We start from the raw sequence: 13,704 nt of genomic DNA, 5'->3' as shown, positions 1-13,704 counted from the left end.
TTGGTGTCCTTCCGAAAAATCAATTCGCTAGGATTTTCTGACTGCGTAGGTAGGTGGATCAGGCTTTGTCGCGGGGATGCGTGCGAAGGCGCAGAGGATCGTAAAACGGCATCCGCACCACGGTCGCCGGCCAGTCGCCGCCGTCATGAACGACGAGTTCGGTGCCGAGCTTGGTGTAAGCGGGTTCGATCTGCGCCAAGGCAATCGATTTCATGAGATGCTTGCTGTAGGTCGTGCTGGTGATGACGCCGACTTGCTTGCCGTTCGCCGTGATCTTGGAGCCGGGCGCGATGGCCTTCGTGTGATCGATTTCAAGGCCTGCAACGAAATTGCGTTCCTTGCCCTTCTTCTCGACGAGCGCCTTCTTGCCGATGAAATCCGGCTTCGAAAGATCGACAGTCCAGTCGGCCTTCACTTCCCAAGGCGTCGTATCTTCATTCGTCATCTCGCACGGGAAGAACAACAAGCCACCTTCAACGCGCACGATGTCGAGACATGCCCACGACACCGGGATGAGGCCCTTGTCCTTGCCGGCAGCGAGGATCGAGTCCCACATCTTGTGCGCGTCCTTGGCGGCGCAGAAAACTTCATATCCGAGCTCGGCCGAATAGCCGCCGCGAGCGAGACGCACCGGCGTTCCGAACAGCGTCGACGTTCCGTGCTTGAAGTAGCCGAGCCCGGCGAGGTTCATCGGCGTATGCGGCGCGAGGATTTCGAGCGAAAGCGGCCCCTGCAAAGCGAGAACGTGCACATCGTCATCCCGCTCGACTTTGACGTCGTACTTCGGTGCGAGTGCGCGGATTGCCTCTTCGAGCTTTCCAGCTCCGTGTGAAAGCCGGTACTCGGTCGGGCTGTCGACGTAGATGAGAACGTCGTCGATCAACCCGCCATTTTCATTGACGATATTGGAAATATGCGAGTCGCCCGGCTTGGCTTTGGAGATGTCGGAGGTCAGCACGTAATTGAGCAGCTTCTCCGCGTCTGGACCCGACACGTTCAGCAACTGCAGCGACGAGACGTCAAAGAGCCCCGCCCGGCAACGAACGGCTTCGACTTCCACATAGGGATCCGTCGCGTACGTTTGCGGAAGCGGCATGTTGTTCCACGACACGGATTCGAGATCCCCGCCGTTCGCCCGATGGCGATCGTTGAGAATGGACTGACGTGGCAAATCGGCTAGGGACATGAGAGCTACCTCTTGCTTGTTTTTTGATCGCTTCTGCCTTGGGGTTTTTCTTCAACTCGGTTCTCTTAGTCGGGACCTCCGCCAGGTGAGGTCGGAGCGCCGTCGTCGTATGGTGCAAGGTATGCAAGTGCCATGTCGCGGTAGCGGCCGAGGCTTTTGTACTCGACGAGTTCAGGCGGCAGCGAAGCGAGAACGCGCGGCAGGCGGCGCCCCCATTTCGGCACCGTAACGATCTGCTCGAAGCTCATTAGATAGCCGCGGATCGAGAACAGGATTGCGTTCGATCGGGGCAGCCTGAAGAGGCCCTGCATCTCGACGCGCAGATGCACTTTCTTGCCGACATTCTCCGGCGTCACCGTCATGCGATCGCTGGCCCATTTGTGATAGTTCTCAGGGCTCGTATCGAGACGCGGATTGATCGTCATCGTCCAGTTCAGGCGGCGAACCGGTTTGCCGATCTGCAGATTGAGAAGAAATTTCAAAGCGCGCTCGAAAACGCCGGCCTCGTGCGCGAGCGGTACCGGCCCGTGCCATTCGAAGAAGTTCATGCCGACGTCGAAATCGAGCGACCAGTCGGCTTGTGACGTGATGATGCCCGCATCCATCCAGAGCTGGTTGTCGCGTTGGTCCTGGATCGAGAAATCGCCCTGCACTTGACGGCCGATGAATTCCATCGGCTGGTAGGGCAGCGTGCTCGCATCGAGGAACGTGAACTTCTGGTCGATGCCGAGCGGCCGATTGATCCAATGCCACGCCGAGCCGTCGCGATGGAGCGTGAAGTGCTCGGGATAATCGCGCGCAAGCGATGTCATGAGCAGCTCGAGCATGTCCCACTGCGCCGTCATCATGTGCGGCAGAGCTTGGCAACGCAGCGGATCTGCGGCGAGAACCATCGCACGATCGCGCATTTCCGAAACGTAGTGCTCGTCGACATCGAAGTGGTATTCAAAGGGAGACCCCTTCGGACCCGGCGTGTGCGGTTCGATGTTGACCGAATAGCGGTACTGATCCTCGACGAAAGGAAACGGAAACCGCCGGATGTTGGAAGGACTATTCGTGTACGTGAAGTCGTCGCGAAAAGTCTCGTTTCTAAATGTCAGTCCCATACCATGATCTCCCGGATAGGAATTTTTGAATTGTTCTTTAGAGATCGAGAGTGATCGATCCTGTTTGAATGCGAGACATGCAGATCATGATCTTCTTGCCGCTCACGCGCTCGGGCTCGGTGAGAAAATGGTCGTTGTGCTCGATGAAGCCGTCGCACGCGACGACCTGCGTTTCGCATTGACCGCAAGCGCCGCCGCGACAAAGGAACGGCGCGTCGACCCCATTCTCTTCGAGTGCTTCGAGAATGCTTTGGTGGCCGCGAACGATGACCTCGCGGCCCGACCGCGCCAACTTCACGAGGAACTGCTTACCCGGAGGTGGAGCGCTGAATTGTTCGGAGTGCACGTTTTCGTCGGGCCAGCCGAGCAGCTTTGCTGTCTGCAATGACCAGTCGATCATTGGCTTTGGCCCGCAGACGTACATATGCGTGCCGAGCCGCTGGTCGCCCAGAATGCGCTCGAGCGGGATCAGCTGACCCTGGTCCTGGCGATAGATATTCACGCGCGATCCGTAGCGTGATTGCAGATACTTGCAGTAGGCGCCGTCTTCGAGCGAGCGAACGCCGTAGTGCAGCTCGAAGTCCGAATGCAGCCCGTCGAGTTCGTTCATCATCGACATGAAAGGCGTTATGCCGATGCCGCCCGCAACCAGCACATGCTTCTTCGCAAGCTTGGCCGGCGGAAAGAGATTGAGCGGCTGCCCGATCTCGAGTTCCGTGCCGACGGAGACGTTCTCATGCATGAACTTCGAGCCGCCGCGGGAATCCTCGACGTTCAAAACGCTGATTTGATAGCTCGACGTATCTGAGGGCGCTCCCATGAGAGAGTAGGGATTACGCAAGAGACGGTCGCCCGCGTGCATGACGACAGAAATGTGAGATCCGCCGGAAAACTCCGACAGCGGAGCGTTATCGGCGTCGACTAGGCGAAAGCGCTTGATGCGGTTCGCCACACGTTCCACCTCGGCGACCCGAACGCGCCGTAAAAGATTTCCGCTCATAGGTACAAGGCCTCCGTCGGAGGAACTTCGCCGGGGACTTCCGCGTCGATGCATACGCCCTGGAAGGCGGCGAGGCGGCGGGAATAGTGATCTCTGACCAGCAGCGTGAGCCCGCAACCAGTGCATTTCACCGGGTTCGTCGTGACGTCCTCGATGAACGTCTTGCAATGGACGCATTGAACGCGCCGCTTGAGAGAGCCGCGATGCTCGGTCCGGATCGACAAGTGATCGATTGAGAAATCGAGGCCCGCCTGCACGACGAGACCGATGAGAGGTTCGGAACCGGCAGCGTAAAGGCGCAAGCCCATGGGCGCAGTTTCAAGGAGTTGGCGCAGACGCGCGATGCCGTCGGCAAGAGTTGGCTGAATTTCGACCGCAGCCGGCGCAAGATCGCGACTGAGCGTTTGGGTCTCGGTAGCAGACAGGCTGTCCGCCAGAATGATGGTCGCCCGCTCCGCAAAGGCGCTGCCGGCGCGCGAAAACAACTCGGCGACCGCCGCCGCACCCGCTTTGTCGCAGACGATGATATTGCGTCGCGCATTGAGATCCGGGCTGAGACCCGGATAGATAGGCCGGCTTTTGATAGTGCTTACCGTCATTAATTGCTCCCTAAATCCGTCAGGCCGAATGCCTGGGACCTGCGGAAAGTGATCAGAGCAGATCGGAGCGGCGGAGGAAACCGCCCCGACCTGCAATTTGTCTAGGCAGGCAGCTGGAAGAACCAGTTCGACACCAGGACGACGAGCAAGCCAGCGGCGAGAACGAGATAGGGAAGCACCCCGGCCTTCCGCGTCTTCAAGTCGCTCTGCGTCAGTCCGAGATCCTCCAGCATGTGGGCAGGAAAGACGCCTTTATCCTGCACGTAATGGCGGAAGCAGAACACCGGAATAATCAGCGAGGCGGTGAACAGCCCGGCCCACAATGCGACGGGGTTCCAGACCTTCGCTCCCGCGCCCATGAAGACGGCATTGACGAACGCGAACACCGCGCCGATGGCGAGCACGAAGCCCGGTGCGCGCCACGGACGATGGACGCCGGCGTTATCGATGCGGTGGATCCAACCTGAATTGAGGTTCAGGAAGTTGAAGATGATGTAACCGCAGTTCGAAACGGCGAGGATGAAGAAGAAGCTCGTGGCGTCGGCGCAGGCGATCGCGAGGACCGCAAGGTTGATCACGAGATCGGTCCACATCGCGCGCGTCGGTGCACCATGTTCATTAACGTGACTGAGGTAGCGCGGCAGCCAGCCATCGCGCGAGCCCTGGTATAGGGTGCGCGATGATCCGGCCATCGCGGTCATCAGACACAACATGAGCGCCAGGATCATGAGCATGACGAGCAGGCTCGTGAGCATTCCACCGTGGCCGACCATGTTGGCCATGGCCGCCGCAACGCCGGAACCATCGACAATCGATGGCTCGAGCATACCCTCGAGACCCAAAACCCCTTGGAAGGTGAAGGGCACGAGCGTGAAGAGCACGAGGCAAAGCAGGCCCGAATAGAAGATCGCCTTGAACGTATCGCGGCCCGGATCACGGAATTCGCTCGTGTAGCAAATCGCCGTTTCAAATCCATACGTGGACCACGCGGCGATGAACATGGCGCCGAGAATGAGTGTCCAGCCCGGGATATCCCAATGGCCCATTTCTGGAGCATAGGCGGCTTTGAGCGGTTCGAGCGGCGTGAAGTTCGACCAGTTGATCTGGCCCGTGAGGATTGGCACGACGCCGACGATGAACATCGGTATGATCACCGCGAGCCCAATATACTTTTGAACGCTGGCGGTGCCGAGAATCCCTCGGTGCTGAATGGCGAACGTGATCAGCATGAGCACCGCGCCGATGAAGAACGCGGCGTTGAACGAGAACGACACGGGCCCGAGAGTCCCGTGGAAGAGGGACCAATTGCGGATCTCCGGCGTCAGCGCGGCGATGGCATCCGTTGAAAGGAGTGCCGCGACTGCGTCCGCTGCCGTCTTGCCCTGGTTCGCCGCGATCCACTCGGCGACGCGAGGAGAATCGAGCGGGATCGACGCGGCATGAGCACTGACCCAGGCGGCGACTTGCGGCGCGTCAGCCGGTGGGACGGCTGCCAGTGAATTAAGAATATACGCGGCTGCGATCGAGCACCCCAGCGAGAGCACGGGCGACCACGCGAACCAGTTGCACCAGACGGACAACGGCGCGATCAGCTTGGAATATCTCACCCATGCCGCTGCGCCATAGACCGAGGCGCCGCCCGATTTGTTCGGGAAGAGGCCGGCTATTTCCGCGTATGTGAAGGACTGGATGAGCCCCATGAGCATCGAGACGAACCAGACGAGAAAGGCAACTTTTCCCGCTACGCCCGCGATGCCTCCGATGGAAAACAGGACAAGGGCCGGGACGCCGCTGGCGACCCAAAACGCTCCTCTCCAGTCGATAGCTCGGACGAGTTTGCCGGACGACGCGCTAAACGCGCTGCCCGAAGTATGCACTCCAGTATCTATGGCCATGATCGCTCCAGCTGAGCCTGCTCATTGATAAAACTTCGTGCAGCAATCGATCCCCGAGCTAGGCGCACAAGCGGCGCTGCCGCGTGAAGCAAAAAGCACGATCCCCCGTCGGGCCCGGCATTGGCGTGACGCAACCAGATGATTTTGCGACATAAACCAATTTAAACCAGTAATTACCGCAATTAGCCCAACGTGACCATGTTACGGGGTGGCGAATTACCCGCAAGTCAAAAAAGTCACCAAAAAGAAACTACGCTGATCATTTCGCAGGCACGAAATGCAGATTTCATCGATATTAAACGCAGTTAGACGCGATATCGCAGGTGCGAACCTATATTGGCTTGCATTGGTTGAATCCGGTTGCATTCTGGTTGAGAGAGAGGCATCTTTTTTCCCAATTGGGGATTGGCAATTGCCTCATAAATCGGAATTGCAGGCGCGCGTGGCTGAGATTGGGACTTGGACGGATCAGAGCCTGCATGCCTTCGCGGCAATGGCACGCGTACAGATCGATGATGCTGCGCGCTTGTGGATTCGCGCGGCGGCGATTGCCGAGGGCGCCCCGTCTCCGGCGCCATTGCTCGCTGCAAGCCGTTCGAACGCCGGCGTCGCGCACATCATTCTCGGCAACGCACACGAAGCACGCCACGCCTTTCGCACAGCGGAGGAGGGTTGGCGGCTGGTTATCGCCGGCATCGCAACGCTTGACGTCCCGATGACAGGCGCGACCTCGTTTCACTTCCGCCTCGCAACGAAGGTCCCGCACGCGCTGATCGAACCGCGCCGCCAGAGATATCGTCAGCTCGCGGAAGCAGCGCTCGCCATCACCCGCTTCAATCTTCTCATTGTCGATGCCGGTGATCCGGCATCCGAAAGCGTGACTCTTCAGGCGCGCGACCTGACGGCGATGCTCAAGGACATCCTGGGTCCGGGCTCACCCGAAGTTCGCCTGCTTGCGACGCCTGCTGAGCCGGCAACGGATGCATCTGTCTTTTCGAGCTACGCAGCGAAAGCTGCAGATTTCGCCCATCGCCAGAACACGCTTTCGACTGCTCTCTCCGAGGATTGCGCGACTTTGGAAGCCGCCGTCGCGCTCACCGCACTGCTTGGGCCCCAGACATTTTCTGCAGTTCGTCATCTGCGGAAAACCGAAAAGGCCCGCTCTGAAATTGGAATGCCACATTAGCTTGAGCTGAAATCATGTCTGACACTTACGACTTTGAAGCGCCTCCCTGGATCGACGATGTCACGCGCCATCCGCTCGTCACGCCGCGGGTGAAGGAGATCGCCACACGCCTGTTCGCCCGCTTCGCGTCGGGGGAATATCCGTTCGGAACGCGAATTCCGGCCGAGCGGGACTTGGCCGATGCATTCGGCGACAGCCGGGCGACGATACGCCAGGCGCTCGAGTTCTTGGCCACATACGGGATCGTCGCCCGCCGTCCGGGAAGCGGCACCTTCGTTTCATATCAACGAAAGCGCTCGTCTCACGACGGCAGGGATGAGCGCACCTCGTCGTTTCCCGCCGTCGACCAGCTCGTCGAGACCGCGTCGCCGTTCGCGATGAATATCGCGAGTTCCATCCTGGCGCCTGAGATGACGCGCCTCGCGACCATTTACATGTCGGCGCGAGATGTCGCCGATCTTCAAAATCAGCTCATCCAACTCGAAGCGATCGTCACCGAATCCGACACGTTCGCGATGTTGGAAGAGGAATTCATGATGGCCATCGCCCGCGGCACGCATAACTCGCTGATCGTCGCGATGTACGCAATTCTGCACGAGGTGCGGCGCCATCCGCAATGGGCGTCGGCCCGCCAGCAGGCACTGACGCCGGCGAAAATCAAGAGCATCCAGCTGATGTTCAGGTCGCTTTATGATGCCATCGAGAGGCGAAACGTGGAGACCGCCGTAGAGATCATCAGGCTCTACTTCGCCAACGCCCACGAGGACATGATCTACGAGTCTTGAGCCGTCAAACGATCGAGTGTCTCGGCGGAAGCGGCGAGGTGTTCGCGCTGATCCCACATCAGGTTCATTGATCGCATGTGCTTGACGAGGATCGACCGGTGTTTCGACCACCAGTCCGCGATCGAGCCGAACTCCTGAATTCGCGCCTTGCCGTCGACGATCGCGACGACGGGCCATTCTCCGACGAGCGCATTGTCGATCCCGAACAGATCTTTTCCCCACCATCTGGCTTCGCCGAAAGCGTGCGGACCGATGCCGCCGACCTTCATCGCCGCGAGAACGGAGAACGGCTCGAACGTCCGCGCGCGCTGCACGGCTGATTTCCAAAGTTCCAGCGTCGAGGCGTATTCCCACGACACCGCGCTCCATGTTCCAGGGAAGCGGCGGCAGAACTCCTCGTAGAATTTGCCGGGATCTTCGAAGTTCGTATGGCCATCGTTGAGGCGAGGATCGTCGAAATCCGGAAACTGGAAGACGAAGCCTTCCATGAATTCGACGCTCGTGCGCCGGATGAGCTCCGGATAGTTGTCGCACGTGCAGGACAGAAGGCGGCCGCGGAAGCCGCGTTTGAATGCTTCGATCGTAAGCGAATGCACAAAGGGCTCGTACGCCGTATCCCAACAGAGGATGTCCGGCTTCTTCGCCATAAGTTCGTCGACGATCGGCCCGAAATCGCTCGTTTCCGGTTCGAATACGCGCTCGGCGACAAGCTCGATGCCGGCTGCTTCGAATGCCGCTCTGTAGGTCGCGATGGACGGCAGGCCGAGAAGATCGCGCTGCGCGCACAACGCCGCCGTCTTGAGTTCCGGATGTTTCCGCCTCAGCCACTCGACGCCAGTCACGTTGTAGATTGGATGGACTTCGCTCGGTGCAACGAGCGTCGGCACGTCCGGCGACAGGTCGCTCGGCAGAAGCGTCGCGACGAGCATGCGATGCTGGCTGATGAGCCGTCTGACTTCAGCCGTCAGGTCGTTGCCGCCGATCATGAGGATGAGCTTCACGCCATCCTCCATGATCAGCTTCCGTGCGCCTTGAAGCGCCAGGTCAGGCTGATAGTTGGTGTCGAACTGGATGAGTTCGAGCTTGTATTTCCGGCTGCCGACCTTCAGGCCCCCGGCAGCGTTGATCCGCTCGACCCAAATGAGACTGCCGTTGAATCCCGGCAATGCCCACGCTTTGAGTGGTCCTGTCAGCGGAGCGAGGATGCCGATCTTCAGAACCGTTTGTGAACCGAGTCCGAAGTCCCTCATTGCAACCGCCAGAGCCGATGCGACGGCGCTTCTGGGTCTAACGGCCATGGCCTGGCTTTACCGGGCTTGAAAACTGTCGAAACACTGGATCAACTTCTTGGCGGCTTGCCGGACCCGTGCGCTGTCGCGTCGGCTTTCTCGGAATTTCACGAACGAACGGTCAGGCTAAGGCCGGAGCTACTGCTTGTCGATAGGTCCAGATGCCCAACCCCCGGGGCCGCATCGTCATTGCAGCGGACAAAACGGGGGAGCGGGGCGCTCCGCTAGCGTGTCGCCCCGGTGGTGGCGATTGCCGAAGTCTCGACCGGCGGTGACGACGGCTGATGCTCTGCTGCGACTTCCAGCTGACCGCCACGAACTTTCGTTAGGAAAGCATCGAGACTTGGGCCCCAGATGTCCCAGCCCTGGCGATCGTCGGCAATGGAATGGCCATCGTTGCCGTAGGCAGGAAGGATATGCTCTTCCGCATTGCCGCCCGCGCCGTTCCAGGCTTGTGCCAGTTCCTGTGCGAGGGCCGGGCCGAAATAGCTGTCGTTCTCGGAATAAAACCAGATGCTCGGCTCGCGCGCCGTGCCGCCGTACTTGTGCGCCGCCGCGACCAATTCCGGCTTGCCGCAAATGGCATTGGACCGTCCGTACGCGTGACCGCCGCGGCCCCCCGCGAAATTCACGACGCCCTGCACCTGCGGAAGATTGCGTGCAGCGAGAGCCAACGATGCCCATCCGCCGGTCGAGATACCCGCAACAATCGTCGCCTTCTGCGCGATGAACGGCTGTTGGGTCATGTAATTGACGGTCGCGGCGATATCGTCGGCTGCGATGTTGCCGGAGGCGTAATGGTTCGGTTGCTGGCAGGAGCCGATGGACTCCGAGAGAGCGCCGCCGGTGGCGCCGTGACCGCGACGCTGCGGAAGCACGACGACGTAGCCGCGTTCGACGAACCAACGGGATAGCCAGTAGTAAACCGGCATGGCGACGGCGAGGCGCGTCGCTTCGTCGGTGCCGTGATTGATGACCACGAGCGGATATTTCTTATTGGGCTCCGACGCTTCGTCCTCGGGGCGGAACACCGTCGCGCGTAGCGAGCGTCCTTCTTCGCCGCTTGGCAGGATCCAAAGCTGCTCGCGCATGCGCGAACCCTCGGGCCCGAAAGCGCCGAATTGCTGCTCGGCCGCGTTCGCCGATCCGCAGAGTGCGACGGCCAGCATCATCGCGGCCATCAACATTTTATTCACAAGCTGGCCCGATCTGTCCGACAAGCGGGACAGAAAAGTTCCCCTTACGAAAGTCATTAAAAGTTCCCCGCGCCACCGCGTCTTTGCAGTGGCATTGGAAAGCCGTATGGCGCGCGCGTCAAGAGCACAGGCGACACACCCCGAACTCATGCACCGAAGCCCGTATTTACTGATCATTTTTGATCAGGTGCGTTGCTGACGCGGCGACGGACGGTCGCACAATCTCCGCATTTCACGCTCGCCTGCGAGCGCGGCCGATCTCACAAAAAGAAAGCGCCGGGACATGGCCCGGCGCTCGTGATCGCTATTCGCTAGACGCCCGGTTTACCACCAGCATACGCCGATGCAGTAGCCGTACCGCGGATAAGCATGGCGCCGGTAAGCCGGCTGATACGAGTTGTAATAATAGTGCCGGCGATACTGCTGGTGATGGCGATAATAATAGCGGTGGCGCCAGTACCGGTCGCGCCAATGCCGATGCCGCCAGCCGTGATGATACCCGTAGCGATGATTCCAGCGATGGTGCCTGTAACCGCAGTGGCGATACCCGTTACGCCACCAGCAGCGATAGCGCGCTTGTTGAACCGTTGCGGATTGCTCCGCCTTCAACGCCGAAATGTTGGTCATCAATACCGCGGCGCGCGCCTGCGGAACATTAGCCCCAAATGCAATGGCCATCGCGCAGCTCAGCGCGATGAGCGAAAGCAATTTTCTCATATGCTGCTCCCCCTTCCCAATCGTCAGAAGATAGCCACGCGGACCTTTGTGCCCGCTCCGTGGACAGATCATTCTCGATACTGCATTTGGGATGTGTCCGTACAACCCAATCCGCCCAAACTGATCCCCGTTGAAGCCGCTTGTCAGGGCGGTGTGGCATGTTCGCGTCACCACGGAAGTTCAGGCAGTGCGGGAAGGGGCAGCTCGGCACCGCTAGCGAGTTCGTTGCCTCAGCTCTCCGAGCAGCTGGGCAATATCTGAACGCTCCGGTTCGAGGTGATTGAGGAGTTCCGCGCGGGCGAGTGCCGATGCATCGTCGCCGGCCTCGATCTCGTATTTCGCGAGAGCCCATAAGATATCGCGATCGTACGGGTGACGCGTGAGCGCGCTCTTCAGCGCCTCCACCGCTTCTCGCGGCTTGCCGGTATCGTGAAGTGCGACTCCATAAACGTAGCTGAAGCGCGGATCTTCGGGAGCAAGCTCAGCAGCCTTCGCAAGAGCAGCCATCGCTTCGGGCAGGCGCTTCTGACGAATGAGACTGAGACCGAGCGCGTGCCACAACCCGCCGGAACGGGGATTTCCGTCGAGCGATTTGCGTAACACCGCTTCAGCGCCAATCTCGTCGTCCTGCCCTCGCTTCAGTTCGGCTAACGAGATGACTGCCGGGACGAAGGTTGGATCGATCTCGATCGCCCTTGCGAACGCGGCTCGGGCGTCGCTTAGCTTGCCGCGGTCGCGATAAAGCGTACCGAGATTGGCATGCGACTCCGGCCGTTCCGCATTGAACATTTGGGCATCGATATATTCGGCGAGCGCCTTCTCGAATGAGGCGCGATCATCGGCCGACAAATTCTGTTCCGCTTCTCCGGCAATGGCGCGAGCGGCATCCATACGAACCAAGCGCGTCTCGTCCCTCAGCGAAGGCGCGAGTAGAGACCGGCGCGTCTCGGGGGCCGCCCCGGCAATCACCGACACGGCCGCTGCTCGAATTTGCGGATCATCGATTTTCAAGGAGCTCGCCGCGAAGTCCAGGACCTGAGGCGAGGGAAATCGTCGAAGCCTCGCAATCGCACTTGCGCGTGCGATAGGTGCCTCGGTGCTCGCTTTTGCAATTCCGATCAAACCGGGTTGAGCGCCAGGGGCTCCCCAGTCGCCACGATCGAAGGCTTCAGCGAAATCTTGGAAGCCCGGTTTCGGCGAAGGATACCAAGCCTTGACGGCATCCATGGCCCACTTGGCGCTCTTGTCCGTATGGCATTGATTGCAAGCGTTGGGCGTTCCGAGCAGCACCGTTCGATCGGGGCGAGGAATGCGGATTGAATGATCACGGCGGCCATCGATGCCCATGTATGTGGTGACCGGCATATGGCATGCGGCACATTCAGCGCCCTTTGAATTCGGCGCGTGGTGATGATGCGCACTGACGTCAAATCGCTCAGGCTCATGGCACTGCCCGCAGAGCGAATTTCCGGTTTGGCGAAGCTTGCCCGTGTGCGGGTTATGACAGTCGGAGCAGGTGACGCCTGCGGAATGCATGCGACTCTCGAGAAATGATCCGTAATTGTAGACCTCATCGCGCTGCTGGCCGTCGACATGATAGAGCCCGTCTTCCAGCAGCGACGGCCGGAAGGCGTCAAACAGGCGGCCAACGCTGCCAGGATCATCCGAGAACTGTTGGCGCCGCGAATGACAGCCGGCGCAAACATGAATCTCGTTGGCCGATGTACGAGGCGCCGAGCGGTGAGCCTGCCCACTCGCATCCATTGGCCACGTCACGCCTTTGCGTTCGTCGAAGGTTTGCGCAAATCCCTTGCCGCGCTGATCGGATTGCTGCCATCCGTTTGACCTCGTCGCCCAAGCCACATGCTCCGAGCCGGGACCGTGGCAGGCTTCGCATCCGACGCTGATCTCGGACCAGGTCGTGCGAAAACTCCCGCTCGTCTGATCGTAATTCTTCTTGATGTTGGTCGAGTGGCACCACGCACACTGGTAATTCCAGTTTTGATCGATGCCGGTCCAATGCAGCGGATCCCCGGCCTTCAACTTGCGATCTGGATAGAGATGAAACCAGCGCTGACCGCCGTCTTCCTTCGATCGCGCATCCCACGCAATGCCGAGCGCTTGAAACCGCCCGCCTGGAAGCTTGATGAGATACTGCTGTAGCGGCCAGACGCCAAACGTGTAGCTGATCTCGAAGTCGCCCAGTGCCGCGTCAGGCCCATCGGTCCGGACCCAAAACTTGCCGTCACTTTTGTAAAATTTGCTCGTGACATTTTCATTGCTGAACGTAGTGCCATCGAAGCGTCCAAGCACAGTTTGCTCGGTCGCCTCCTGCATAGCCACAGCGTGTTGCGAGCTAAGCCAGTCGTTATGCTCGGCTGCATGACATTGCGCGCATCGGTTTGATCCGGCGAAATCGGGATGCGCAACCGGATCGGTCGGTTTCACCTGCGCCTCTTCCGCATGTGATCGAGGCGTTTCCAGCCAGAAATTCACAGTCAGCGACAATGCGAGATAGGTCAGGATCAGCCATGAAGCTCTTGCAGCACTGCGCCATCGAATAGAACACGCCGAGTGGTTCATATCGCGTCTGAGCATAAGAGTACCGCCACGCTTGGCTGCATCATCGCTGCCGCCCGATATGATAATCAGCACACTGTATAGAACCTATTTACGAACTAAATCCTCGTCGATTGCGCGTGTGCGTGAACTTGGGCAGCTTCGACTTTCGGTGTGCGGGCAGGT

General features: G+C 59.6%; 11 protein-coding genes. 2 read left to right on the top strand and 9 right to left on the bottom strand.

The window, feature by feature from the left end:
• Positions 1-58: 58 nt before the first annotated feature.
• The 5 genes from BM399_RS09305 to BM399_RS09285 all read right to left on the bottom strand — a co-directional run bounded on the left by BM399_RS09305 (position 59) and on the right by BM399_RS09285 (position 5,786).
• Positions 59-1,186: an aminomethyl transferase family protein gene (locus tag BM399_RS09305; protein WP_092867349.1), complete on the bottom strand. Its 1,128-nt coding sequence runs from the start codon at positions 1,184-1,186 to the stop codon at positions 59-61.
• A 65-nt stretch (positions 1,187-1,251) separates the two neighbouring features.
• Positions 1,252-2,292 (bottom strand): heme-dependent oxidative N-demethylase family protein, encoded by a 1,041-nt coding sequence (locus BM399_RS09300; RefSeq protein ID WP_092867347.1) that lies wholly within the window; start codon positions 2,290-2,292, stop codon positions 1,252-1,254.
• Between the two features lie 37 nt (positions 2,293-2,329).
• Positions 2,330-3,292: a PDR/VanB family oxidoreductase gene (locus BM399_RS09295; RefSeq protein WP_092867345.1), complete on the bottom strand. Its 963-nt coding sequence runs from the start codon at positions 3,290-3,292 to the stop codon at positions 2,330-2,332.
• On the bottom strand, positions 3,289-3,891 hold the full coding sequence (locus BM399_RS09290; RefSeq protein ID WP_092867343.1) for a dimethylamine monooxygenase subunit DmmA family protein: 603 nt from the start codon (positions 3,889-3,891) through the stop codon (positions 3,289-3,291). Before BM399_RS09290 ends, BM399_RS09295 begins: the two co-directional genes overlap by 4 nt.
• Positions 3,892-3,992: 101 nt before the next feature.
• Positions 3,993-5,786 (bottom strand): trimethylamine N-oxide permease, encoded by a 1,794-nt coding sequence (locus BM399_RS09285; protein WP_092867341.1) that lies wholly within the window; start codon positions 5,784-5,786, stop codon positions 3,993-3,995.
• A 412-nt stretch (positions 5,787-6,198) separates the two neighbouring features.
• Here BM399_RS09285 and BM399_RS09280 point away from each other — a divergent pair, with 412 nt between their 5' ends.
• Positions 6,199-6,972 (top strand): hypothetical protein, encoded by a 774-nt coding sequence (locus tag BM399_RS09280; RefSeq protein WP_143111390.1) that lies wholly within the window; start codon positions 6,199-6,201, stop codon positions 6,970-6,972.
• Positions 6,973-6,986: 14 nt separating this feature from the next.
• Positions 6,987-7,757 carry a FadR/GntR family transcriptional regulator gene (locus BM399_RS09275; protein WP_244531173.1) on the top strand — a complete coding sequence of 257 codons (771 nt, stop codon included), beginning with the start codon at positions 6,987-6,989 and terminating at the stop codon, positions 7,755-7,757.
• Here the strand turns inward: BM399_RS09275 and BM399_RS09270 are convergent.
• From BM399_RS09270 to BM399_RS09255, 4 genes are all read right to left on the bottom strand, one after another.
• Positions 7,745-9,007, bottom strand: coding sequence for an ABC transporter substrate-binding protein (locus tag BM399_RS09270; protein ID WP_342028744.1), 1,263 nt, complete (start codon positions 9,005-9,007; stop codon positions 7,745-7,747). The genes BM399_RS09275 and BM399_RS09270 overlap by 13 nt on opposite strands.
• Positions 9,008-9,270: 263 nt before the next feature.
• Positions 9,271-10,233: an alpha/beta hydrolase family protein gene (locus BM399_RS09265; RefSeq protein ID WP_244531225.1), complete on the bottom strand. Its 963-nt coding sequence runs from the start codon at positions 10,231-10,233 to the stop codon at positions 9,271-9,273.
• Positions 10,234-10,566: 333 nt separating this feature from the next.
• Positions 10,567-10,959 (bottom strand): hypothetical protein, encoded by a 393-nt coding sequence (locus BM399_RS09260; RefSeq protein ID WP_092868139.1) that lies wholly within the window; start codon positions 10,957-10,959, stop codon positions 10,567-10,569.
• Between the two features lie 213 nt (positions 10,960-11,172).
• The gene (locus BM399_RS09255) at positions 11,173-13,557 is read right to left on the bottom strand and encodes a tetratricopeptide repeat protein (RefSeq protein WP_244531172.1); all 2,385 of its coding nucleotides are present in this window, start codon (positions 13,555-13,557) and stop codon (positions 11,173-11,175) included.
• Positions 13,558-13,704 lie beyond the last annotated feature (147 nt).

Origin of the sequence: Hyphomicrobium facile, from assembly GCF_900116175.1 — a bacterium.
In the GTDB taxonomy this organism is placed as follows: domain Bacteria; phylum Pseudomonadota; class Alphaproteobacteria; order Rhizobiales; family Hyphomicrobiaceae; genus Hyphomicrobium_B; species Hyphomicrobium_B facile.
The sequence above is the reverse complement of the archived record's forward strand: the minus strand, read 5'-3'. Positions and strand labels throughout refer to the sequence as shown.